Source organism: Amycolatopsis panacis (genome assembly GCF_003600245.1).
In the GTDB taxonomy this organism is placed as follows: domain Bacteria; phylum Actinomycetota; class Actinomycetes; order Mycobacteriales; family Pseudonocardiaceae; genus Amycolatopsis; species Amycolatopsis sulphurea.
In genome coordinates this window covers 1-24,278 of sequence record NZ_QZFV01000054.1, presented here as the reverse complement: position 1 = coordinate 24,278, position 24,278 = coordinate 1, and the positions used below count along the sequence as shown (strand labels likewise).

Genomic DNA, 24,278 nt, shown 5'->3' with positions numbered 1-24,278 from the left:
ATGTCATCCGGCCTGGCCGGCGGGCGGGAGCTGCCACTCCTGGTCCCGGCCGGCCGGGGGCATCACCTCACCTCCCCCTCCGCCCGCTCAGCCGCAGCAGGGCGGGACCGCCCCCTGCCGCGAGCGCGCCGACCGCCAGCAGCACGACCAGCACCCAGCGCACGATCCCGACCGGGGAGGCGGGGGTGGGACTCGACTGGGTGGCTTGCTGCTGCGCGATGGTCTTGGTAGGGACAGCCGCCTTCACCGGTCCTGGGCCGCCGGCCGGCGCCGCCGCCTTGTCCGGAGCAGCGGTCCCGGCGTCCGCGAGCGCGGATGTCCCGCTGTTGTCCGCTGTGCCCCCGGAACCCGGCGCGTTGCCTGCCCCGCCGGCTGCCTGGTCCGGCGTGCCGACCGGCTTGCCGGCGAGGTCGGCTATCTTGGTCGCCGCGTCCCGCGCCTGCCGGCGCAGGTCATCCGGCAGCGGCACGTAGCCGTCGGGCAGCTGACCGGGCTCGATACCCGGGGTCTGTCCGTCGCCCACCGCGTAGCGGATGAAGTTCGCGTAGTCGGCGCCCGCGGCAGTGTCCAATGCGGACGGTGCGGTGGCGGCATAGCTGATGTTCGTCAGCGGGTAGGCCGCGGCGGCCGTCGAAGTCGGGTTCGGCACCTTCACCCCGTCGACGCCGCTGTCCTTCATGGCGGCGACACCGGCGAGCAGGGCATCGGCGGTCGGCGCGACGTACGCACCCGAGGAGTTGCGTAGCTTCGCCATCGGCAGGCCGTAGCGCACCGCGGTTGCTGTGTCGGTAATCGCGATGAGACGGCGCGCGCCGACCGGATCCCGGCTCACCGACGCGAGGTTCTTGGTGCCGTCCGGGTTTCTCAGGTTGGTCGGCTCCTTGCCGAGCGAGTCACCCCGGCTGGCCGCCCGCGCCGCGTCGTGCATGTCGTTGGCGAGGGGGTGCCGTTCGAGGGCGCAGGTCTCGGTCAGGGCGGCACCGAAGCAGGACAGATCCGATTTCGGGAACGTGGACACCGGCAGAGTCATACCCTTGTAGTGGGGATTGACGGTCATTCCCCACTTGTCCGGCTTGCCGTCGAGGAAGGCGCGCGCGTCCGGATCGGCGTTGATCCAGCTCCACAGCACCGCAGTCTGGTCGTAGTCCACAGTAGACACCAGCGCGTCGACGGTCGCGATGGTCTTGAGACTGTCCGCCAGGTCCCCGTTGGCCTCCCGGAAATCCGGGTCGAGGGTGAGACTGACCGCGTTGTTCGCCAGGTAGTCCGCAGGCCCCGGCAACGCGCCCCGGTAGGACTGGGTGAGCAGCTTGGCCACCAGCCTGGGTGTCAGGTTCAGGTCCATGACCTGCTCGCCATCGCGCTGCCACACCGACGGCGCCGCGCCGCTGCCCGAACCGCCGGACTGTCGCTCGATCATGAACGCGATGGACAGCCCGGAGAGCGCGACCGGCGCGTAGACCAGTGGCCGGGCGGCCTCACCGGGCGGCACAGGATCGGTGATGAACTCGAGGCCGGGCTTGTCCGACTGCACCACCCCCCGCGCCACCTGGTCGGGCAGCTGTGTGTAGCCGAAGACCTTCCCGCTGCCGGCGCACAGTTTCGGCTGCCAGCGCAGCACGGCCTCGGCCATGAACTCGTGCCCGGTCGTGGACCGCTCCGCGGCGCCGAGCGGGCAAGCCGAACCGACCGGCTGAAAGTCCAACCGCACCTGAAGCCGGTGCGACCAGTTCGTCTCCGACAACGGTGACGAGTCGAGCCAGCTGTGGGCGTAGCTCGTGCCGGCGACCTGGCCGTTGACCTCTTTGTCGCTACGCGGCACCACCACCAGCCAGCAGTGCCGCGGTTTCCCGGTGGTCTGGTCCACCACGCCACAGCCGAGACCGTAGGCCTCGGTGTTGGTCTGCACCTCGAAGTCGAGGTCGCCACCGCCGTCGAGCCGCGTCTTGGCGAGCGGGACCTCGTTGGTCGTGCCGGCCGTGAAGAAATCTCCGGGGGAAGTCGTCGTCACCCCGGTCACCGAGCGGAACGGCACCGTGACCGCCGCCGCGCCCGGTGTCCGGTCGAACGGGTCCTCCAGCGGGTCGATCAGGCTGCCGTAGCTGAGCTGCCGGTTACGCAGAAACGCCCCGGACGCGGGATTGGTCTGTGAGGCGAGCCCCCCGTACTGGCACTGCTCGCGGTCCGGCCCCGCCGGGTCGTCCCCCCAGCATTGCATGACCTGCAGGAAGTTGGTGTAGAAGTTGCCCTCCGGCCCGGTCGGGGCCCCGCCGGTCCAGCTGAGGTGCACGGTCTGGTTGATGAGGTTCGTGGTCTGGCCGACCGTGACCTTCAGGCTCGCGAAGTTCCCGGTGCCGGAGACGGTGACCGCGGTGCCGGCGGGCGCGGCCGCTGCCGGCCCGAGCGCGAGCCCGACGCCGGCGACGGCCAGCACGACCGCCAGCATCAGCCGCAGGATCCGGGTGATCACGGGTCCTCCTCTTGGACGTAGTTTCTGCGCCGCAGAACCCGTGCGAGCACGGGCGGGGCGATGATCAGGCCGAGGAACAGCACGACGGCCAGGGTGGCGAACAGTGCCCAGGTCGCGTCGTCCTTCAGATTCAGGGAGACCGGCTGGGCCAAGGCCCCGGACGACCCGTTGCTCGCGGAGACCGGCAGGCCCGTGTTGGGGTCGATCGCGGTGGCATTACCGGCCCCGGGCGCATCCGCCGGTGCCGCGTCGCCGGCCGGCGTGCCGTCCGGGTTGGTCGCGCCGGGCCCGTTGGAGGGGCCACTGCCGTTGGCCGCGGTGCCGCCGCGGACCGGGGTGGGCGTCTTGGCGCCGCCGGTGCCTTCGGTGCACTGCGTCACGCCGATCTTGTCGCAGCTCTTCGGGAAGGGCGCGGTCTTGGCGAGCAGGTTGGTGCCGTCCGCCGAGAACGTCGGGTTGTTGCATTTGCTGATGTCCGTGGGCTTCTTCGTCGAACCCGGGATCCGCGCCACCTGGTTCAGGCCGGCTTGCACGAGGTTGATCGGCAGCGGCGAATAGCCCAGGTTGTCCGCCTGTTGCTGCCCCTCGCAGAGGAAGTAGTAGGCGAAGTCCGACAGCGTTTTCCCCTTCACCTGGGTAAAAGGAGAGGCTGTCGTGGTCGGCAGAATCATGTAGCTGTAGCTGGACAACGGGTAGGTACGCGAATCGTTGTTGTGGTAGACGCCGCCCAGCTCCTGGGTGAGGTCCGGCCTGATCCCCGCCCCCAGCAGCGCCACCGCGACGCTGGGCGCCTTCGGTTCGATGTAGTACCCGGCCTTGTTGAGCACCTTGGCGATCGGGAAGCCCGCGTTGCGCGCGTAGGAGTACTCGACGTAGGTGATCGCGCCTTCGCTCTGGTCCTGCCGGGTGTAGTTGGTCACGCCCAGCGAACCCGACTGGCCGATCATGGGCGAGACCAGCGGGAAGAAGGAGGTGAACCCGCACGGCGCCGCGCGCCCGGCGCGGCGGCAGAACGCGTCCCACATCCCGGAGAACTCGCTGGCCATGTAGGCGGTGAACTGCGCGGTGGTGCCCGAACCGTCCGACCGGACCACCGGGATGATCTTGCGTGCGGGCAGCGCCAGCCCCGGGTTGTCCGCCTTGATCGCGGGGTCGGCCCAGTTGGTGATCGTGCCGGTGAAGATCCCGGTCAGCGTCTTGCCCGACAGCCGCAGGTTCGTCACCCGCGTGTTGCCGATCTTCAGGTTGTACATGAGGGCCGTGCCGCCGGCGACGATCGGCATGTAGGCGAACCCGCGCGCCGGGTTCGCGTCCAGCACGCCGCCGTCGGTGAGGCCGTAGGGGATCTCCGACACCGCGAAGTCGACCTGACCGTTGCGGAAGTCGTTGCGGCCGGCCGTGGAACCAGTTGCGGAGAAGTTGATCCGCATGCCGTACTGCTCGACGTTCTTGCGCCATTGGTCGAGCGCGTTCGAACTCCACGTCGACCCGGAGCCGCTGATCGGTACGTACCCCTGCGCCATCGCGGGCTGCTGTCCGACCAACAGCAGCACGAGCACGGCCGCCAGCGCGGCTAAGCGCTTCACTGATTCTCTCCGTTCCGTTCGTTGATGCGCGCGATGAACCGTTCCCGGTCCGAGACCGACGCGCGTTCGCGGCGTGCCCGCTGCCCGCGGGACAACTCGCCCGCGGGTCGCCCGCCGAGCACCCGTGCGAGTACGAACAGCACCAGCACGAGCAGCATCAGCACCGCCGCCGCACCGAACCCGCGTGCCTTCATCGCCTCCTCGGGCGAGGTGACGAGGCTGAAAGTGGCCAGGGGCAAGGAGATCATCGGGCCGCTGGTCGGGTCGGTGTTGAGGTAGGCGGTGAAGCCGGCGGTGATCAGCACCGGCGAGGTCTCGCCGATGCCGCGCGCGGTGCCCAGCAGGACCGCGGTCGTCAGGCCCGACCGGGCCGTGGGCAGCACGACATGCCAGACCGTGCGCAGCTGGCCGGCACCCAGCGCGAGGGATGCCTCGCGCAGCGAGCCCGGCACCATCCGCAGCACCACATCGGCCGCGCGGATCACGATCGGCAGCATCATCACGCTGATCGCGCAGCCCGCCGCGAGGCCGGACCGCTCCAGTCCCAGCGCGAGGATCAGCGCGGCGTACACGAACAGGCCGGCGATGATCGACGGCAACGCGGTCATCGCGTCCGTCACCGTGCGCACCAGCCGGGCGAACGTTCCCCTGGCCTCGTTGAGGAACACCGCGCACGTGACGCCGAGCGGGACCACGATCGCGAGCGCGATCGCGATCTGCTCGAGCGTGCCGACCACCGCATGCAGAATTCCGCCCTGCGTCAGCGGATCGAGCGGGCCGGCGGTCGCCATGTCCTCGGTGAAGAAGTTGAGGTGCCGCAGCGCCGTGATGCCGCGCACCAGCGGGTAACCGACGATCACGATGAGCCCGGCCAGCGCGACGAACGCCAGGCTGCACACGAGCACGCGGGCCAGCCGGTCGCGCACCGTCAGCGCGTTCTCCTCGAACGAGGTCAGCAACCCGTACAGGACAAGGAATACGACCCACGCGATGGCCAGGAACCCGATCACACCGCCGAACGGCGCGAGCCGGGTGAACACCAGCCATGTCACAGCGAGCGCGGCAGCGCCGGCGCCGATCAGCGCGACGACGTCACCGCGATCCGCGGTGCCCGTCGAGCGGCGTCTCTCGTAATCATCCACAGTGGACATGACTCACGCCTCGCTTTCCCGGCCGGAGCGGCTGCGCGCGATGATCGCCGAGGCGCCGAAGTTGACGACGAGAGTGAGCGCGAACAGGGCGAGTCCCGCGGCCATCAGCGCGGAGAGCCCGAACGGACTCGCCGCGCCCCACTGCTGCGCGATCAGCGCGGACACCGAGTTGGCGCCGCTCTGCAGGATGTGCGGCTGGATCGCGAACACCGGCGCGATGATCATGTACACCGCGATCGTCTCCCCCAGCGCCCGGCCGAGCGCCAGCATCGTCCCGCCGATCATCCCGCCGCGCGCGAACGGCAGCACCACGGAACGGATCATGCCCCACTTGGTGGCTCCCAGCGCGTACGCGCCCTCGCGTTCACCGGGCGGCGCCTGGGAAAACGACTCGCGCATCACCGAGCACGCGGTCGGCATCACCATCATGCCGACGATGAGCCCGGCGAAGAAGGTCGAACTGGCGAACACCGTCTCGGTGCTCAGCGGGTCGTTCGCGTCGTATCCGTCCACTGTGAACAGCGGGATCCAGGCGAATCTCTGCGAGATCCACCGCGGAACTTCGAGCAGGTTCCACTGCAGGAACACGGCGCCGAACAGGCCGTACACCACGCTGGGCACCGCGGCCATCAGGTCGACCAGGCTGACCAGCAGCCGCTTCACCCCGCCCGGTGCGTACTCGGAGATGAACAGCGCCACCCCGAAGGCCAGCGGAAACGCCACACACAGGGCGACGCCGGCGATCAGCACCGTGCCGGTGATCACCGCCGCGATGCCGAAGTTGCCCGAGTCCGGCTGCCACGCCTGCGTCGTGAGGAAGCCCCACCCGACCTTGCGCAACGCGCCGAATCCGTTGGTCAGCAAGAAGATCCCGACCGTCACCATGATCACCAGGACGAGCAGCCCGGCGATCCGCAGCAGTCCGCGGAAGGCGAGGTCCGTACCCCCCGGCGGCGCGACCCGGCGCCGTGACTCCTTCTCCGCAGGCGGGGTCGGCGACGTGAGCAAGCTGGTCATCGGCGCACCCCTCTCACTCTCTTAACGGCCGATTCACACGACTGGGTAAGGAAATCCAGCAAAGGAGGACAACTGGCCGCCGGATCATTAACTACGGACGAACAGGACCAGCGGTGGCGCATTTCCGAGGATTAGGTGCCAGTACGGTCGAAAGAAACCGCGCGCAGATCGGCCACGTCCTGCACTTTCCCGGCAAGATCCTGGAATGCCGAACCCGCGTCGGAGGCCCGGATGCGGCGCTGGTACTGACGGCCGGACACGGCCAGGTCGGCGGAGCCGGCCCGCAACTGCCACCGCCACAGCCCCTGCCCGGTACGCACGGTCAGGATGCTCGCAGCGTCCACCACCCTGATCAGTTCCTTCAGCGACACCATGCATGCGCCCGTGTCGGGAAAGTCACCGGCCGATCGCGCGATACTGCGATTGTTCGCCGAGAGGAAACGCCATAGGACACGATCTGACTCGGCCCGGAAAATCTGAAAACGGGCGGCTGCCATGTCTACTCTTTTCGCTGAGCCCCCGACCTGCCGCGTAAGATTCCGGTGCGTTGGTGGACGGAGGGGAAACAGCAGTCGTCCAGCACGTGGTGAGCCGATTCACGAGGGATGAAGGCGGCAATCTTGCCGGATCGGGCGAACCGGGCTTTCGTTACGAGGTCACGGCGGCCGTTACCGGATCGTTTTGTACGGTGGCAGGTTCCGTCGTCGCCGTGGTCTCCGGTGCCGTTGTCGTAACCGGCGGCGTCGTGACCGGCTGCGGGGTCGTGGACGGAGCCGGTGGCGGAGTCGTGCTCCCCGGCTGCGGGGTGCTCGTCGGCCGAGGCTCGGTGCTCGTGGGGATGCTCGTGGCGGTGGACGTGGGGATGGTCGTGCTCGGGTTCGTGGTCACCGGGACTGCGATGGTCGCGGCAGGCGGTACCGGGACCGGCAACGGGATCGCCCCGGGCGCGGGCAGCGCGAGCGGCGCTTCCGGGCTGGCCGGCGTGCCCGTCGGACCGATCGGGAGCGCGCTCCGGGCGTAGGCGTCGGCCCACAGCAGGACCGTGGCCACATAGGAGTCCGAGTGGTTGTACCGGAACACGGCCTCGGCGCGTTGCCGCGGGTCCGCGGTGTCCTGGCCACCCGCGCACAGGTAGCGGGCCGCGGCAGCCGTCGCGTCGTAGACGTTGCTCGGATCCGCACGGCCGTCGCCGTTGCCGTCCGCGGCATAGCTCCGCCAGGTGGACGGAATGAACTGCATCGGCCCCACCGCGCGGTCCCACCGGCTGTCGCCGTCGTACCTGCCGCCGTCGGTGTCGGCGATCGCCGCGAAACCCATCCCGTTGAGTACCGGCCCCAGGATCGGCGACAGCGTCGTCCCCGCCGCGTCGACCTGCCCGCTGTGCGCGTGGTTGGACTCGATGCGCCCAATGCTCGCCAGCAACGACCACTGCAGGTGACAGCCTGCCGGCGCCCGGCTCGCCGCCTGCACGTACGCGTCGAACGCGACCGCAGGGATACCGAGCGGCCCGGACGGCGGGAGTGCGGACGGTCCTGCGGCACCTGCCGGCACCTGGGGACCGGCCGGGTCGGCGAGGAGTTCGCTCGGCACGACCGTGATCGGCAGGCTCCCGTCCACGCCGACCGAATTCCCTAGGTCATCAACGGGTTCCGGCGCGCTCACGGGCGCAACCGCCAGCGGGCCGGCAATGTGCGAGCCGATCACTCCGCTGGTCGGCACGACCAGCGGAAGCGCCAGCAGCGGAACCAAGACCGACCGGCGTAGCCCACGCATGTGCACTGCATCCTCCTCGTAACTGCCCCTCGGCGGACTCGTTTCTAAGTGCACACCCCGGACATTCGGGAGCGCACGGGTAAACAACGGACATCGCAAACTTGACTGTTGGAGATGTTCACCTCGGTCACCGCGACCATGCAGGCGAACTGGTGACTGGGGACGACGAAGTGTGAACCCATTGCCGTCGGCAAGAAACGAACCAAACGTTGTCAATGCCTTCGGCGTCCTGCCGGCCGGGTCCAGCGCCGACAGCCACCAGCCGCGGGTCGGTTGTCCGCCAGTCTCTTGAGCTACCTCGCGGCGAAGGTGCCGCCCCAGATACTGATGTCGGACGCCCGATACGACTTGCGCCGATTCGGAGACCGCCGAGGTCGACGGTGCTGGGCGCGTAGTTGCGGGTCGAAGAAGACGGTTCCTGTGGCAGTGAACGCGTCAACCGGCCGCAGGCACACGATGATGTCGGCACGGGGCGTCGATATGGTCGCAGCGTTCGGCGGCTACCTCCCGAAGCCCACCCGGATCCACACTGGACACTGTGGACAGTTGGCCATCAACCTTTCACCGGCAACGCGAGCGTCGTCGGCCACGATGACGGACGCCGCTCACCCTCGGACGTGGATCCCCAACGTCGTGACAAGCACCGCGGCCTGCTCGGGCGACACGATCGCGCCGGCAACCTTCGCCCGCACCGGATCGAGCGCGGAAAGATCACTCCCCCGCAGCTCGGCCCGAGTGAAGTCGACGTCCCGCAACTCTGCACCGGACAAGTCCGCGTCCGCGAACACTGCACCGGCACAGTTCGCCGCGGTGAGATCCACCTCCCGGAGCCGCACGCCCTGAAACGTGACGCCGTGCAGATCCGCACCGTGCAGATCCACGAACGACCAGTCCCCACCGAGCACGCGCAACGGCCGCAGGTCGCACTCCCGGAACCGGCTGCCCATCAGCTTGCACCCGGTGAACTCGGCGTCGAACAGGTTGCACCGTGTGAACACGCATCCGGTGAACGCAGAATCGGTGTGCCTCGAAGCGTTGAACCGCACGTTCCCAAACACGCAGTCGGTGAACGTCGTCCCGCGCGTCACGCCCTCGGTGAAGTCGATCTCGTGAAACTCACACCGCACGAAGCACCGCGCGGCAATTTCGTCCGCGTACCAGTCCTCCCGGCGATACGTACGTTCCTCCACCGTCTCGACCGCGGGCAGCTCCGCATCGTGTTCAGCCACCCACCAAGGCTAACCTGCGCACAGGACACGGCCCGGAAGCAACGCAGCTTCCGCCCTGACGCGCACCCGAAAGCAGGTTTCCCGGCTACCCTGGGGCACCACCCCACATCTCCGCCCGGCCCTGGCTCCCACCAACCACCTCCCGTTCTTCCCGACGTGCATCCGGTTCGACGCTCTCCGCGACGCGGCGAACACCACAGCCCGGCAACGACCGGATGGTGCCCGCCCTACGATGGCCGGATGAGCGAAAACCGATGGTTCGACGCCTGGGTGCCCTGGCCCGAACTCTCGGGCCTTGCTGCCGCCGCAAGCCGGGCTTTGCTGCCGAGCGTGCCCGCGACCCCGGCCGCCGCCGTTCGCATGGTCACCGAGCAACTCGTCGGCCGCCGCCTGACCACGACGGTGGAGGGCCACAAGGTCGGCCTCACCCTGACCGAACTCGACTACCCGGCCGATTCACTGCGACTCGCGACCGGCCGGGTCGGCGACGTGCGCATCGTCGCCGAAGACGTCGACTGGCCGAAGCATTCTTCCCCGGCGGCCCCCTCAGCGGAGCACAAGCACGACCCGGCCGGACGGCCTTCCATTTCCGGAACACCCGGCGGCACCTCCGGTCCGGAACGCGAAACCACCACTCCCCTGAGCATCCGGCCAGAGAGCGCCGCCGGCGAAACGCGGGCCGCGAGCGACCGGGCCCGTACCGACAAACAGCCATCGCCGAAAACCACAGACCGGCCGGCCGCGGAACAGCTCGGTCCCACCGCGTCAACCGAGCCCGCGGTTGATCCTGCGGTGGAACGGGTTCCGCTGCGCCGCGTGACCCTATGGGCGAGAGACGTGCGGTTGCGCGGACTTCCTTCCCCCGCAGTCGTGCCCACCTCGGTGGAGCTGCACATCGCAGTGAGCGGAGAAGTGGTACGGGAACAAGTCGCCAGAACCCGGCCGGACGTGATCGCCACGCCGCATGCGGAGGGCTTCCGGTTACGGTGGCGGAAACATCCGCAGTGGGGACATCTGACCCTCGTCGCAGGAGTCGAGGAATCCCGTGTCGTGCTGACGCCCACCACACTCCACATAGGACGGTGGACGACTCGTCTCGCCCGCCGAATCCGGCCGATCGTGCTGCCCCTCCCGGATCTACCGAAAGGCCTGCGGCTGACCGGAGTCCACCCTGGCGAGAACGAACTCGTCCTGACCACCACAGCCGACGAATGGCCCGGACGACTCGCCCGGATCCCCTTGCCCGACATACTGAACTGGCTGACCACGGCCGCAATGACCCTGACACTGCCTGGATTCGCACGCTTCCTCCCCTGAACCGAAGGCGGCGCACCCACCGGCCCTGCCTCGGGGCCGGTTGCGAGCAAGTGCACCCGCCTGACTCCCCCAGAGTGCACGAACACGCGTTCGAACGCATCACTCTTTCGGTGCCAGTCATCTCACCGGCATCAACAAAGGATTCCGGAGATCAGAGATTCAATATCCACAATGGACGGAGCCAGCCTCTATAGCACAGCGTTGCCCGACGAGGCCAGCTCGTCGGGCAAAAATCCGGCCCCCGGGAAAGGATCACTCAATCAGGCGGTATTGATCCATGAAAATCGTTGCTACACAACAAAAGTCAGAAAATGACCCGGATCGCAGCCGGTCGGCGCGGCTACTCTCGAGATCGAGCACCACACCGTCTCCGAGGGGGTACGAACAGTGAATGCCTTGACCACCCGATCCCGAAGATCCAGTGCACGAAACGTCTCGACCGCCGCGCGGCGCCGATCCGCGCGGGCCGTTTCAGATCGAGGCCTGTTCCTCCACCGGCAGGCAGATCTCGAACCGCGTGTCGCCGGGCACCGAGGTCACCTTGATGTCGCCCGAATGCCGGTCCACGATGATGCGCCACGAGATGTCCAGCCCGAGCCCGGTTCCCTCGCCCACACCCTTCGTGGTGAAGAACGGCTCGAAAATGCGCAGCCGCACCTCTTCGGGGATGCCCGGACCGGTGTCGCCGATCACCACTCGGATCTGTTGCCCGATCTGCCAGGTACGCAAGGTCAACGTGCCCTGCCCGTCCATCGCGCACACAGCGTTGTCGATGATGTTGGTCCACACCTGGTTCAGCTCGGCGGCGTAGGCCGGTATCCGGGCGATCGAGCGATCGTATTCCTTGATCACCCGGATTCCTTCGCCCAGCTTGCCGGACATCATCACCAGCGTGGAGTCGAGCCCCTCGTGGACGTCGACGAACTGGTGCGGGGCGCGATCCATCTGCGAGTACTGTTTCGCGGCACCGACGAGTGTCGAGACCCGGCTGGTGGAATCCTCGATCTCCCCCATGAGCATCTCGGTGTCGAGAGCGTACGCGAGCCAGCGGATCGCCCCGTCGAGCAGTCCCTCGCCGACCGTTTCCAGTACGCGGTCCAGATTCTCGGCACTGAGCCCGGCTGCGACGAAGATGGTGGCCAGGTCCCAACCCTGGTCGATCCCGCGCTCGTCGAACCAGTCGCCGATCTCGTCCTCGCGGTCGGCCTGCTGCATCGCGGTGAGTTTCGGCGCGTCGGCGACCTGCTTCACGAGCCGCTCCTGGACATCGAGCAGCAGTTCGAGCAGATCCGGGTCGATGTCCTTCTTCGCCAGGATCGCCAGCTTGTGCCGCATCCCGGCGACCCGCTCGCGCAGCGCCGCGGTGGCCCGCACCGCGGCTGCGGCGGGGTTGTTCAGCTCGTGCATGAGCCCGGCGGAGAGCTCGCCGAGCGCGACCAGGCGGCGCCGCGAGGACACGAGCGCATCGTTGTTGCGCCAACCGAGGTACATGCCCTCCAGCAGATGCGCGGCCATCGGGAACCAGCGACGGAACTCCACCGCGAACTCGGCGGCGGGCAAGGTGAGGAAGGTCAGGTCGCTCACCGCGTAGATCGTCGCGCTGTAGGTCGCCTCGCTGTCCTCGTGCGCGAGGAACTGGGTCGCCCCGCAATAGGAGCCCCGCTGGTCGGACCGCTTGGTCTCGACTTCGGCCCCGGCCACCTGCCGGGTCATCCGCAGGGCACCGCCGAGCAGCACGTAGAAGCAGGTCGCCGGGTCGCCCTCGCGGAACACCACGGAGTCACCCTTGAACTCCTCGATCGCGGCGTGCTCTTCGATCCAGCCGAGCTGCTCTTCGGAAAGGTGCTCGAACAGGAACAGGCTGCGCAATTCCTCACGCGCCAGTGCGGGCTCGGTCACTGTTCCTCCAGGTAACGGTGGACCAGGGTCACGGCCATGGCTCCTTCGCCCACGGCGGAGGCCACCCGTTTCACCGACTGTGAACGGACGTCGCCCGCGACGAATACCCCGGGTACGGACGATTCCAGGTAGTGCGGATCCCGGTCGAGTCCCCAGCCGGCCGGACGACGGCCGTCCTCGATCAGGTCCGGGCCGGTCCGGACGAAGCCATGCCGGTCGCGCAGCATCCCGTCCCCCAGCCACCCCGTGCGCGGGGCGGCCCCGATGAAGATGAAGAGGTGCCCGGTGTCGAGTGTCGCAGTCGCACCGTTTTCGCAGACCGTAATGGATTCGAGGTGGTCGTTGCCATGAGCCTCGACCACAGTGGTGTGCGTTCGCACGTGGACGTTGTCGAGTGCCGCGAGCTGCTCGATGAGGTAGTGCGACATCGACGACTCCAGGGAGCCGCCGCGCACGAGCAGGGTGACATCGGCGGCATGCCGGGAAAAGAACACCGCGGCCTGTCCGGCGGAGTTCGCACCACCGACGATGTAGATGTGCTCGCCCTCGCAGTCAGGTGCTTCGGTGGCCGCGGAGCCGTAGTAGACGCCTCTGCCGGTCAGCTCTTCGATGCCGTCGGCTTCGAGCGCCCGGTAGGTGACTCCGCTGGCGAGGATCACCGAATGCGCGGCGATCTCGGAGCCGTCGCCGAAGGTGACCACGCGGCTCGACCCTCGCGCCTCCAGGCCGGTGACGTCCCTCGCGGTGAGCACCTCGGCGCCGAACTTCTGCGCTTGGCGACGGGCCCGGTCGGTGAGCTGGGCTCCGGATACCCCGTCCGGGAAGCCGAGGTAGTTCTCAATCCGCGAACTGGTGCCCGCCTGGCCCCCGGTGGCCTTCCGCTCCACCAGTACCGTGCGGAGGCCCTCGGATGCGCCGTACACGGCGGCGCCCAGCCCAGCCGGACCGCCGCCGATCACCACGAGGTCGTAGAAGTCCTGCGCCGGGCGCGTGGAGAGGCCGACGGCGTCGGCGATCTCCCCGCCGGACGGCTGCTTCAGCACCGTGCCGTCCGGGGTGACCACCACCGGGATGTCGGCCGCGCAGGCGCCGGCGGCCTGCAGGATACGACCGGCCTCCTCGTCGTCCACGGAGTACCACCGGTAGGGCACCGCGTTCCGAGCGAGGAAGTCCCGCATCCGGAACGACGGCGCCGAATAACGGTGTCCGATCAGCTTCGTCTCCTCCACCGGGCGGTCGCCGACCGCCAGCCACGTCTCCACCAGCGAGTCGATGACCGGGTACAGCTTCTCCTCCGGCGGGTCCCACGGTTTGAGCAGGTAGTGGTCGACGTCCACCACGTTGATGGCCTGGATCGCCGCCTCGGTGTCCGCGTAGGCGGTCAGCAGGGCGCGGCGGGCATGGGGGAACAGGTCCATCGCCTTCTCCAGGAAGACGATGCCATCCATATGCGGCATGCGGTAGTCCGCGAGGATGGCCGCGACCGCATCGCCTCGCAGCTTGATCTCACGAAGCGCGTCGAGCGCGTCGGCCCCCGAAGCGGCGCGGATCACGCGGTAGTCCTTGCCGTAGCGGCGGCGCAGGTCCCGGGCGACCGACCGCGATACAGCGGGGTCGTCGTCCACGGTCATCAGGATCGGCTGGCTCACACAGAACAGCCTACGACTCCGTCACGCTCCCGGCGGAGACCAGCGAAAGACCGGCCCGGCACACACCAGGACCGTCACCAGGGCGTGCGCAGGTTGTCCGGATGGCGGCTACGGGTAACTCGTCACGTTCACCGGCTTCGAGCCGTCCGGTGTCGCCTCGCCGACGTCATTGACCACGTGCGTGATGGTGCCTTGATGGTTGAGCGACACCGTCACCATGTTGTGAAACCGGACGCCAGGGGTCTCCGGCGCCTCGAACGCCCGCTCTCCGGCCACCGACGGGTTGGTGCTGAAGAAGCAGTAGCTGCCCAGCCCCCAGGCCTCGTGCCTGGTCACGTCCGGGGCGACCCGGTAGGCGGGGTGGCCGTTCGTCGAACCGCTCCGCCAACCGGCCTGGTCAGGGACGTCGTAGGGCATTTCGTTCTGGAAGAAGTAGGTGCGCCCGCCTTCACCGTTCCAGTCCACCTCGGTCTTCTGAAAGTGCTCGACGAACAGGCCATAGGTGATCACGTCGTCGCCGTTCACCACCATCCCGGTGTCCGCGGTGTTGATGTCCCAGCCGACATAGCGCTCGTCCGCCGCGTGGTCGGCACGCCAGATCCACATGTGGTCGCAGATGACGTTGTTGCTGTTGATGACGAGGCTCGTGGTCGCCTTGCCCGCCGCCGCGCCGCCGACCCGGAAGAACACGTCGTGCAAGGAGGTCGGGTCCGCGGCGTGGTCGGCTTGCGCGCCAGGCTGCCCGACCTGCATGAGCGTGTCCGAGTTCGTGGTGCCGGCGTCGAACAGCAGGCCCGCGACCTTCACCCCGTCCACGTCGTCCACGTTCATCGCGGTGATCCCGTCGTCCGGGACCAAGGTGGCGATGCCGAGGCCGAGCACCACGGTGTGGGGCCGGGTCACATGCAAGGGCTGGTCGAGGTGGTACACCCCCGGTGTGACCAGCAGGTTCTTGCCCGCAGCCAGTGCCGCGTTCATCTCCAGCGCGGTCGCGCCCGGCTTCGCGATGTGGAACTGGTCGATCGAAAGAGAGGTACCGGGCGTGGCACCGTTCGCCCAGGTCACACCGGAAGTCTCCGTGCGCAGCGCGGGTACGAAGACCTGGTAGTTCCCGGTGTCGTCGATGTAAAGGAACGGCTTCTCCCGCACCACTGGCGTGCGGTCGACCGTGGTGTACGGCGGCGCCGGAAAGGTCCCCGCCGGCGCCCCCTCGACCCCCACGAACACCATGTTCCAGTTGGCCCCGTGCCAGCTGCCGAACTGGGAGTCTCGCGAGATCCACTGCTGCTGCGAGCCAGAACGGACCCGGCCGTCGATCTTCGTGTCGGAGATCCAGCCGCCGCTGGACCAGCCTCCGTCGTCCAGCAGGAGGTCACCGTGAAGGTGCATCCGGCGGTACGGGCTGGCCTGCGAGACCGCCCAGCGATCCGCTCCCCCGGCCGGGTTCACCGACAGGTTCTCCGCGCCGCGCCAGAAGTTCTGGGTGGCGTTGTTCGGCGGAAGCCAGTCGGCCTCGACGTGCACCGCACCGTTGACAGTGACCTCGTCGGGCGTGCTGCCGAGGCCGAGCACCTGGGTGTAGAAGCCGACGTTCACGTCGTTGGCGTAGGTGCCCGGCTTGAACATGACCGCGTACCGCTCGCTACCGAACTGGTTCCTCTCCTGCTGCGAGAAGATGCCGTCCAATCTGCACTGAATGATCTCGCTCGACATCGACGGATCGAAGATCACGACGTTCGGCCCCAGGTCCGGCTGCGCAGCCTTCGGAGAAGTTGTGCCACCCACAGGGGTAAGTCTGAACGATTACGCGCCGGCCGCAGTACAGACGTACTACCGCGGGGGACGACGACCTGTCGCCGCCCCACCGACCACCCCCGGGGCCGTGCCCTACCGCCGGGTCGCGAACCACGTCCCGCCGACCGGCGCGAGAACAACCCACCACCGCTGGTCAACGCCACGTCCGTCGCCCGAGCCAGACATCTCCCTCGCCCGCACCGGAGCCGCCCGCTGCCTTCCACCCGCCTGCTCCGTCCACCACCGTGCGCATCTGCCGGTCGCCATCACCCATCCAGTGAAATCGCCAGCTCTGCACGTTTGTCCCAGCTCAGCTGTACAGCTGCACCACCGCATTCGCGGCCCGCCCGACGGCCTGCACCCGGATCTCGATAACACCACCAGCAACAGAGTGAATACTCAGTGTCACCGCCGCGAACGGTGCTCCGCCGGCCAATCAGGAGGCCATGCCTGCCTGAAACAAGTCATGAACATTCCGCCTACCTGCCGCATCACCGTCCGACACTGGACAGCGGACCCCGCGCGAAGCCGCGCAGACGTGGGGTGTACTGTCTTTCCTACGAGATGCGGAAGAACTTCGCTTCGGGGCTATGGCGCAGCTGGTAGCGCACCTCACTGGCAGTGAGGGGGTCAGGGGTTCGAGTCCCCTTAGCTCCACCGTGACGAAAACCGCCCACTGGATACAAAAGTCCAGGAAGGGCGGTTTTTCGGTCGAACTTATCATGAGTTTTGCCTCCTCTGACTTCAGCTACCGTCCAGTAGCTGGAGCGATTCTGGAGCAAGCCCTGACCCCATTTCGCATCGGTGCACAAGAGCGCTCCAGAACATGTCGCCGACCCGGGTGGTCTCCTGAAGATTCTTCAGCGTGCAGCGAGCCGTGTTCGCTGCGTTATTGCGTACAGGCAACCGAGATAGCCACAAGCCGACTTTGCCTGGATCACCGACGTCGGCTCCGGTCATTCGTCAGCGCCTACGGCAGCCACGACATCGCCGCCAGCGCGAGCGGCAGAAACCCCAGGTCCCGCGACAGGTCGTCGCATTTTTGCCGAACCTGCGGCTGGTCGTCGAGGACCGCCTCCAAGTAGGAGCGGGCCTCGGCTTCACCGGAAACTCCGACCTCCACCCAATGCCTGCCGCGGCCCCGCAACGCCGCGTCCTTCCACCGAGCGGTCACCAGCACCTGCCCGGCCGCAACCGCCGGAGGCCACAGTCGGACGGGCGTTGCACGTCCTCGATGACTACCAGCCATCTACGGTTATTGGCGGCCAGCCACTGCAGCAACCGCGCCGCGCCCTGTTCCGGTGCCGGGTCTTCCATTCCGGTCACATCGGCGGCCAGTCGCGCGTGCGCGGACACGATCGCCTCGCGGGAACTGGCGGCAACCCACACCAGCAGGTCCACTTCGCCGGAAGCCCGGGCTCGCCCGGAGAACTCCGCGGCCAGCTGGGTTTTGCCCACGCCGCCGAGCCCGGTCAGCACACACGGCTGGCCTGTCAGACGTCGAGAGCCCCGCAGCGCCCCGATTCGGATGCCGGTCGATCGCCCGGGACTGCCGCCGCTGAAATGCGCGCCAGCGGCGGCACACCACTCCGAACCGGTACGGCTCCGATGAATATCCCCGACGCGAACGGGCAAAGAGGGCACCGACATGACCGAGCGGACGGCAGCGGTTCGCCGGCACCCAGCCATCTTCCCCACCGGTCCTCGGCAGTAGCGGTCGTGATGCTCTTGCAACAGGTTCGTCTGCCTGCGGTCACCGGGCGACGGGTGGCCGCCGCACGCGCAATCGCGTGCCACCCTATCCACCCGTTCCGATTCCTCTTTCACCGTCGAGGGGCCGCACCGTCGCTGAAAGCCCAGTGGCATAGAAATCCAGGGACATCAAAGTGGTGCCGAGGGAAAATCCGGCCCTTCCCTCGAACCCAGGTCGAGTATCCCGCCAGGCTCTCAGCTCGGTTAGCAGCGCATGTCCGTATGCCGGATCGACTTCGGGCGGAAGCTCCGGTTCAAGGCTGAAAACGCTGACATCGGAGAACAACAGAGTCAACCTCGCTTCGCCAGACCCGTGCTCCAGTCCGAACTCAACCTCCAGGTCTATCGACCTGAGACCCACGACGAGACCCAGCCGGTCGACATGCGCGCCGTTGCGCAGGTCGACCGAGCCCCAGCCGTCAAGCACTACGTCGGTTTGCCCCCACGGTCTCGGCAAAGTCGTTGGTACTGGTCAGGGATAGATTCCGAGGAGTGTGAGTGGTCGGGTGGCCTCGCGTGCGGTTGCGCGAAGCGCGGCGGCGATGTTGGTGTTGCCGGCCAGCCGTAGGGCGCTGACTGCTAAGTTTCGGAGGCTGGCCATGACGCGTGGTGCGTTTCCGGTGCGGACACGGGAGGCGTCCTCGTTGTAGGTGACGTCCCGGACGTAGTGGAGTTTGTTCTCGATCCGCCAGTGTTTCCGCACGTGGAGGGCGATGTCCTCGGTGTTGGCTGTGGTTGCGGCCAAGCTGGTCACGCCCAGGACCGCGACAGCACTGTGCTTGCCGCTCCTGGTGTCGGTGACGTAGCGTTCGATTAGGAATACTTGGGCTGCGTAGGGAAAAGCGATGTCTCCGGGTGCGGGTTGCACCCGGATCGTGCGCCGCTCGATACGGCCATGTCCCTTATTTTCTGTGGTGTGCATAGGGATTCCCGCCCAAGGCAGGGCATCAAGCTGGGTGAACAAGGTGGGCTGGTTTTCCTTCACCGTCAGCACATAGTCCGCGCCAAGCTCGGCGACGAGGCGGCGGGCGTGCTCGCGCTGAGTGTGCAGTGCGTCGGCGGTCACCACGACCCCAGCCATGTCCAGGGCGGAGGGCAAAGGCTGGAAACAGGTGATCTCGTTGGTCTTTCCATCGACTTCTCGTTGAGCCACAACGATTCCGCTGTCGTGAGTCATCGCAGCCAGCAAGTGCACGCCACCCTGCCCGGTGTCATCGCAGGTGCCACGTAGTGTCTTGCCGTCCACCGCGATCGTCCGAACACTATTGTCCTGACTGGCCAGCCAGGCACCGATCGCGCAATCGAGCGCGTCACCATCGACCAACCCCAGCACGCGGCGCAGGGTTGCTTCACCGGGAGCACAATAGACACCGCGTTGCCGGTCCCTGCGTGCTCCGAGGGCGGCCAGAAGGTGTTGCGGCAGGTCAGCAGCCCATTCACCGATCGCGGTGAACGAGCGCGCCCCGGTCAGCACGGCGGCCGCGGCGATCAGCAGGATCGTCGTGATCGCATGCCGCCTCCCGCGTCGGCAGCGTGGGTCGGGCACCAACACAAGGCGCTCACGCAGATCAGCGACCTTCCGAACTGTCTTCGCCGGATTGTCAGGCAGCGCCCAGCTGTGGGCCAACTGGTCCAACCCGGCAGGGATCAGGGATGATGCAACAGCAGGCACGGTTCTCCCACATGATCATCAGGACTCGACACCCAGATGATCACCGAAGACCGTGCCTGCCTCTCACCCGGCCTGACCAGCCACTAACCGACTTTGCCGAGACCCTGCCACCCCCTCCGCATGCTGCGGGGGTACCGCGCGAGCATTCCGCACGTACCTCCCGGAAGTTCTGGCAGGGGTGCCTCGGCGAGGAACGTGGTTGCTTTCGCCGACCTGCTGGAGGTGGTGAGAATGTTCATCGACCCCCTCCAAATCCGGCCCCAGCAAGGCTCCGTATCCCTTGCCTGGTCGCGGACCGCTAAACTGAGCTGGTGCGGTACTACGTCCAGTTCGGTGCGGGATTTGGCAGCCTGGTTGCGACTGCCCTGCGCGCGGACCTCGAGGAGGTTCGGACGACATTCGAAGACGACAGCGCCATGCTTTTCGAAAGCAGTTCGCCCCCGGACGTGGTAAGTGGACTTTCTTATGTGAAGAATGCCTTTCGGGTGCTCGGCGAGGTGCCCAGGGGAGAGCTACCGGCCGCCATCCGAAAACTGACGAAAGTCATACGCGACCGGGGCCTGCTGCGACAGGTGCGCGGGGGTGGCGTCTTCCGGACCATGACGAACATCGACGGCGCGTTGGTCGGTGTGCCCCCGCAGGTGCGAACCCGGCTCGAGACAGCCATCGTCGAGCAGACCCGAAGCAAGCTCAACGCGCGCGGCGGCACGGGTGACGAGTACTGGGTGATCGGCAGGCGCGGGCTGGACCTGCTCGTGTTCTGTCAACGGTTGACGACCGTTCGTCACCGGGCGCCGGCCCGCGGATCGTTGCGGCCGGATCTGTGCGCGCTGCTCGTCAAAGCGTCCGAGCCGAGACTGGACGACGTGTTCCTCGACCCGTTCGCCGGCAGCGGGGCACTTGTTTCCGCACGAATCAAGCTGCCCTGCCGACGCGCGATCTACTCGGATCTGAGGCTCACCGAGCATCGTGCCAGTCTGCCCCCGCCCCTGCTCAAGTCCCGAAAAGCGGAAATCAGGCAGGATGACGCGACGGTATTGGATTCTGTGGATGACCACAGCATCACCAGTATCGTGACCGACCCGCCCTGGGGCGAGCACGAGGACATCGGCCTGCCCTTCGAGCAGTTCGCCCGGAAAATGTTGCTCAGTTTTGATCGGGTGCTACATCCGAGTCGTGGTCGGCTGTTGATGCTGGTGGCCCGCCGATTGGTGCCTGTTGTTGCTCGGCAATGGGATTCGGTCGGCCTGACACCGCGGACCACGCACGAGATCCTCCTGAACGGCCATCCGGCGACCGTGCTTGTCGGCGGCCGGTAAGAGCCACGAAGGTACCGGGCCAGCTCGAGGCCGCCGCGGCGGTCACCGGCTGGCGCCCACAACGACCGTGGCGCATCGAGCAACCTTTTAAAGTCATCCGGCAGGGTCCCGGATGCCATTTTTACGGTTCTCTTGTCCTGGCGGGTTCAAACGGTCGTAGCGACGCCACGCTAGAATCTTGTCGGCGTCGATCGATTGGGGCGGTAAATGAGTCAGCGCGAGCCATTGCGGTTCGAGGAGCGAGAGATTATCTCTCGGGAGTTGAGTAAGGATCGCTCGGCCCGGTTCATTGCGAATGCGCTGGGGGCGCGTCATCATTCGACAATCGCTCGGGAAATTAACCGCAATGGCGGCGCGGAAGAATACCGTGCCGTTGACGCCAGCGGCGGGCCGACGATTGTTCGCGTCGCCCGAAGGAACGGAAGCTCGAATCGTCCGGCGGTCTCCACGATGCGGTAAACGACGGCCTGCAGGAACAATGGTCGCCGAAGCAGATCAGCCATCGTATACGCGAGGAACACCCGGACGATCCGGAAATGCGCGTGTCGCCTCTTCTCGCGGCGGAGGACCTGGACACGGGTGAAGTCCTCGACCGTCACAATCTCCGGGTGCGCAGATGCCCGTGACCGGCCTTCGTCCACTGGCTGAGCGACGATGCGAGGTCTGGAACGGAACCCCGAACGACGGCGGCACATCCCGCCACGCACATCCGCTGGTCAGCACGTACGCGATCGCCGTGAACACCGCGCGATCGGGCAGCGGCGCAGTACCTCCACCCTGCGGCCGGACCTCGAAGTCCGGGATCAACGACGCCACCAACTCTCACAGTGCATCCGGCACCAACCGCAACGACAACGCATCACTCACAAGCCAAGATCATCGCCGATCACCGGCAGATCACCATGTAAGACACGCTCTTAGTGCACCGCACATCACCCCTGCGAGGCTGCCATTCTAGTTCCCGTGGTCCGGCAATACGTTCACCTGAGATCCACTCTTTCGATTGAGAAATGCGTTAACAATTTTTTTGCCCACAGGTTCCTGATGATCGAAGTATTTCTTGATCTCGGTCGCCTGATCGTCGGCCAGCCAACGCGCGGAGTAGCGTGTTCCATACCAGTCGATCTCCAAGGACGAAAGTTCGGCTGCCGTGTCATAGCCTGTGGGATCGGCCCGGTCGCTGTAGAACCATGTGTGCTGGTTGGCGTCGGACGAACGAAGAAACTCGAGCAAGACTTGCGGGCGAGGCTCGTGAGCGGTCGACTCGGCGACGGTCACGAAGAGGTAGCCACGTATGTCACTACCTTGGCGCATTGATGCCACACGACCATTGAAATCCCAGGCCTCCATCGTCAGCTCCATTCACGGTCACCAAAACCTTCTGTGACGGACATGGTAGTTGTGCTTCCATGGACCTTGAGGTTTGTTCCGGCGCTCGAAGTTGGACTGCCATATACGGTGCTTCGCCTTATAGCTCGCTGGCCGGTACTGCCGTCGCTTGTCGTTCGATAAGCGATAGCGACCGCCTGGGCCTACACGGCTCGCTCCCTTCCCCACCCAGACCCGGCCCGCTACTCGTGACGTCAGGCGTGACGCACGGATGCCGCCACCCATCTTCACCGTCTTACCTGCCGCTCGGACGATCCGCGCAGCCTTGTATGCGGTAGTCGCAGCGCCCCATGTGGCTGCGCCCGCGGCAAAGAGGGCGGCCTTTCCCCAGTTTCCCTGGATGGCGTTGCCGCCAGAACCCGTGTCCGTCGAGGTCGACAGCGTTGATGGGGTCGCCGGCGACGTATTCGCAGTCGTTGGCGGAGCCACCCTCGTCGGGGTCGACGGAGAGGAACCGGCCCAGCAGAGGGCTGTAGGGTCGGGCGCCCATCTGCACGAGCGAGAGTGCGCCGGTGTGTTCGTAGGGTCGCTGGTGCTGGCCGAGCCAGCCGTAGTCCATGGAGCCCGGTGAGTTGTCGGGCACCTTCTGCGTATCCACCGTGCCCGACGGAGCGAGGGGTTGGCCGTAGGGGTCGTAGGAGCGCAGTGCTCCGGCCTGGTGTCCAGTGGTGTCGGTGGTGAGAACGAGGTCGCCACGGATGGAGGGGTGGTCGTAGGTGGGGGTGAAGGTGCCGTCGGGGCCGAGGCGGCTGGTGTAGAGGGCCCCGCCGGGTAGGGAGATGGAGAGGGAGGTGAGGCGGTTGTCGGTGTTGAGGGTCAGGTCGGGGCTGTCGCCGTCGCTGGTGAAGCTGTAGCGAGTGACGGGTGTTGTTGTCGCAGTCGCGGGGATCCCGGCAGATGATGCGGTTCGTGGCGTCGCGCGTGTAGGCGATGTCCGCGTTGAGTGCGGGCGTGAGGCCTGTGGTACGGGCGCCGGTGTTGCGGTCGGAGCCGTCCCAGGTCAGGGTTGTGGTGCCGCCGTCGGAGCCGGTCCAGCTGGTGGTGTTGCCGTTGGTGTCGTAGGTGAATCCGGTCAGTGTGGTGGCGCCTTCGGTGGCCAGGAGCCGGTCGGCGGCGTCGTAGCAGTAGCGGGTTTGGCCCGGCTGAAGTGTCACCATCGGCTCATGGCAGGCGACTGACGGAGGTGAGCACCATGGGTGCCGATTCCGGGAACGGCGTGCGTCAGGTGCCGACGTTCTGCCCGCTGTGTGTCTCCAAATGCGGTGCGATCGCGACGATCAAGGACGGCACCTTCGTCTCGTTGGCACCCGATCCGTCGCACCCGACCGGGCAGGCGCTGTGTATCAAGGGCAAGGCGGCGCCGGAGGTGGTGAATCATCGCGACCGGCTCCGCTACCCGCTCAAGCGCACCACTCCGAAAGGTGCCGCCGACCCGGGGTGGCAGCGGATCGGCTGGGACGAGGCATTGGACACGATCGCGGCACGGGTGGCCGCCGCAGCCGGTGAGCACGGCCCGGAGTCCGTGGTGTTCGCCAGCGCGTCACCGTCGACGTCGGCGATGTCGGACTCGATCGACTGGCTCAACCGGCTCAGGCGCGCCGTCGGCAGCCCGAATTTCGCGGTCTACATGGAGTTGTGCGGGTGGGGCCGGATGCTTGCCCCGATGTTCACCTTCGGCGCGCCGGTGCCCGGCGCGTACCTGCCCGACCTCGACAACGCCGGCTGCATCCTGTTCTGGGGCTACAACCCGTCGGTGGCGCGGCTGGCCCATGCCACCGCGACCGCCGCGGCGCTGCGCCGGGGAGCCAAGCTTGTCGTGGTCGATCCGCGGCGTGCCGGATTGGCGAGCAAAGCCGCCCACTGGCTCCGGGTTCGGCCGGGCACGGACGCCGCGCTGGCCATGGCGATGACCCAGGTGATGATCGAACGCGGTTGGTACGACGAGGACTTCGTCCGACGCTGGACCAACGCCCCGCTCCTCGTCCGGCGCGACACCGGGCGGTTGCTCCGCGGGAACGAGGTGTTCGCCGAGGGCGATCCTGCCCACTACGTGGCGTGGGATGGGCAAGTTGCACAACCAGTCGCGTACGACCCGGCCACCGGCCAGTACGACACCGACGAGTCACGGCTGGCCCTAAGACCACATCTCATTTGGGGTTGTTGTGGGTCACAAGATCCAGCTTGACGGCTCGGCGGTAGCAGATCACTGCGCAGGCCAGCTGGGTGAAACCCAGGAAATGGGCGGCCTTGCGCTCGTAGCG

General features: G+C 67.0%; 19 protein-coding genes, 1 tRNA gene and 2 pseudogenes. 5 read left to right on the top strand and 17 right to left on the bottom strand.

From position 1 onward, the window contains the following. Window positions 1-67: 67 nt before the first annotated feature. The 7 genes from D5S19_RS04015 to D5S19_RS03985 form a co-directional block, all read right to left on the bottom strand. Entirely contained in the window at window positions 68-2,470 is a 2,403-nt protein-coding gene (locus tag D5S19_RS04015) for a hypothetical protein (protein WP_233573704.1), read from the bottom strand. Further along, window positions 2,467-4,056, bottom strand: a complete 1,590-nt coding sequence (pstS, locus tag D5S19_RS04010; RefSeq protein ID WP_120021976.1) for a phosphate ABC transporter substrate-binding protein PstS — start codon at window positions 4,054-4,056, stop codon at window positions 2,467-2,469. Before pstS ends, D5S19_RS04015 begins: the two co-directional genes overlap by 4 nt. Beyond that, complete coding sequence (pstA, locus tag D5S19_RS04005) at window positions 4,053-5,207, bottom strand: phosphate ABC transporter permease PstA (RefSeq protein ID WP_120021975.1); 1,155 nt, start codon at window positions 5,205-5,207, stop codon at window positions 4,053-4,055. The genes pstS and pstA overlap by 4 nt, the downstream gene beginning before the upstream one ends. 3 nt (window positions 5,208-5,210) lie before the next feature. After that, entirely contained in the window at window positions 5,211-6,224 is a 1,014-nt protein-coding gene (gene pstC, locus D5S19_RS04000) for a phosphate ABC transporter permease subunit PstC (protein WP_120021974.1), read from the bottom strand. Between the two features lie 131 nt (window positions 6,225-6,355). After that, window positions 6,356-6,721, bottom strand: coding sequence for a PH domain-containing protein (locus D5S19_RS03995; RefSeq protein WP_147397329.1), 366 nt, complete (start codon window positions 6,719-6,721; stop codon window positions 6,356-6,358). A 151-nt stretch (window positions 6,722-6,872) separates the two neighbouring features. Then, complete coding sequence (locus D5S19_RS03990; RefSeq protein ID WP_120021972.1) at window positions 6,873-7,997, bottom strand: lytic transglycosylase domain-containing protein; 1,125 nt, start codon at window positions 7,995-7,997, stop codon at window positions 6,873-6,875. A gap of 605 nt (window positions 7,998-8,602) precedes the next feature. Continuing rightward, on the bottom strand, window positions 8,603-9,226 hold the full coding sequence (locus tag D5S19_RS03985) for a pentapeptide repeat-containing protein (RefSeq protein WP_120021971.1): 624 nt from the start codon (window positions 9,224-9,226) through the stop codon (window positions 8,603-8,605). 240 nt (window positions 9,227-9,466) lie between these two features. Between D5S19_RS03985 and D5S19_RS32855 the strand changes: the two genes are divergently transcribed. Then, entirely contained in the window at window positions 9,467-10,543 is a 1,077-nt protein-coding gene (locus D5S19_RS32855; RefSeq protein ID WP_233573703.1) for a hypothetical protein, read from the top strand. A gap of 471 nt (window positions 10,544-11,014) precedes the next feature. On the opposite strand, the gene D5S19_RS03970 is transcribed toward D5S19_RS32855, so the two are convergent. From D5S19_RS03970 to D5S19_RS03960, 3 genes are all read right to left on the bottom strand, one after another. Next, complete coding sequence (locus D5S19_RS03970) at window positions 11,015-12,442, bottom strand: ATP-binding protein (protein WP_120021970.1); 1,428 nt, start codon at window positions 12,440-12,442, stop codon at window positions 11,015-11,017. Continuing rightward, window positions 12,439-14,091, bottom strand: a complete 1,653-nt coding sequence (locus tag D5S19_RS03965) for an FAD-dependent oxidoreductase (RefSeq protein ID WP_120021969.1) — start codon at window positions 14,089-14,091, stop codon at window positions 12,439-12,441. Before D5S19_RS03965 ends, D5S19_RS03970 begins: the two co-directional genes overlap by 4 nt. A 108-nt stretch (window positions 14,092-14,199) precedes the next feature. Continuing rightward, the gene (locus D5S19_RS03960) at window positions 14,200-15,804 is read right to left on the bottom strand and encodes a coagulation factor 5/8 type domain-containing protein (RefSeq protein ID WP_407641713.1); all 1,605 of its coding nucleotides are present in this window, start codon (window positions 15,802-15,804) and stop codon (window positions 14,200-14,202) included. A 665-nt stretch (window positions 15,805-16,469) separates the two neighbouring features. On the opposite strand from D5S19_RS03960, the gene D5S19_RS03955 reads away from it, so the two are divergent. Then, window positions 16,470-16,542: transfer RNA gene (locus D5S19_RS03955), tRNA-Ala, on the top strand. A gap of 313 nt (window positions 16,543-16,855) precedes the next feature. Here the strand turns inward: D5S19_RS03955 and D5S19_RS03950 are convergent. The 3 genes from D5S19_RS03950 to D5S19_RS03935 form a co-directional block, all read right to left on the bottom strand. Then, window positions 16,856-17,059 (bottom strand): hypothetical protein, encoded by a 204-nt coding sequence (locus tag D5S19_RS03950; protein WP_147397328.1) that lies wholly within the window; start codon window positions 17,057-17,059, stop codon window positions 16,856-16,858. Next, entirely contained in the window at window positions 17,056-17,343 is a 288-nt protein-coding gene (locus D5S19_RS03945) for a hypothetical protein (RefSeq protein ID WP_147397327.1), read from the bottom strand. Before D5S19_RS03945 ends, D5S19_RS03950 begins: the two co-directional genes overlap by 4 nt. Before the next feature lie 766 nt (window positions 17,344-18,109). Next, the gene (locus D5S19_RS03935; protein WP_233573702.1) at window positions 18,110-19,273 is read right to left on the bottom strand and encodes an ISAs1 family transposase; all 1,164 of its coding nucleotides are present in this window, start codon (window positions 19,271-19,273) and stop codon (window positions 18,110-18,112) included. Window positions 19,274-19,620: 347 nt separating this feature from the next. Between D5S19_RS03935 and D5S19_RS03930 the strand changes: the two genes are divergently transcribed. After that, window positions 19,621-20,628 carry a TRM11 family methyltransferase gene (locus D5S19_RS03930; protein ID WP_120021965.1) on the top strand — a complete coding sequence of 336 codons (1,008 nt, stop codon included), beginning with the start codon at window positions 19,621-19,623 and terminating at the stop codon, window positions 20,626-20,628. A 207-nt stretch (window positions 20,629-20,835) separates the two neighbouring features. Next, window positions 20,836-20,919: pseudogene (locus tag D5S19_RS32850) on the top strand (hypothetical protein); the annotation flags it as partial. A gap of 23 nt (window positions 20,920-20,942) precedes the next feature. Here the strand turns inward: D5S19_RS32850 and D5S19_RS32845 are convergent. The 4 genes and pseudogenes from D5S19_RS32845 to D5S19_RS31925 form a co-directional block, all read right to left on the bottom strand. Then, complete coding sequence (locus D5S19_RS32845) at window positions 20,943-21,227, bottom strand: hypothetical protein (protein ID WP_233573713.1); 285 nt, start codon at window positions 21,225-21,227, stop codon at window positions 20,943-20,945. Window positions 21,228-21,253: 26 nt separating this feature from the next. Next, a pseudogene (locus D5S19_RS32840) lies at window positions 21,254-21,447 on the bottom strand (transposase); the annotation flags it as partial. Between the two features lie 135 nt (window positions 21,448-21,582). Continuing rightward, a complete protein-coding gene (locus tag D5S19_RS03915) occupies window positions 21,583-21,990 on the bottom strand; it encodes a hypothetical protein (protein WP_147397326.1) in 408 nt (135 codons plus the stop codon). A 262-nt stretch (window positions 21,991-22,252) separates the two neighbouring features. After that, window positions 22,253-22,615: an RHS repeat-associated core domain-containing protein gene (locus D5S19_RS31925; protein ID WP_233573701.1), complete on the bottom strand. Its 363-nt coding sequence runs from the start codon at window positions 22,613-22,615 to the stop codon at window positions 22,253-22,255. A gap of 594 nt (window positions 22,616-23,209) precedes the next feature. On the opposite strand from D5S19_RS31925, the gene D5S19_RS03900 reads away from it, so the two are divergent. After that, entirely contained in the window at window positions 23,210-24,202 is a 993-nt protein-coding gene (locus D5S19_RS03900; protein ID WP_120021961.1) for a molybdopterin-dependent oxidoreductase, read from the top strand. The last annotated feature ends 76 nt before the right edge of the window (window positions 24,203-24,278 follow it).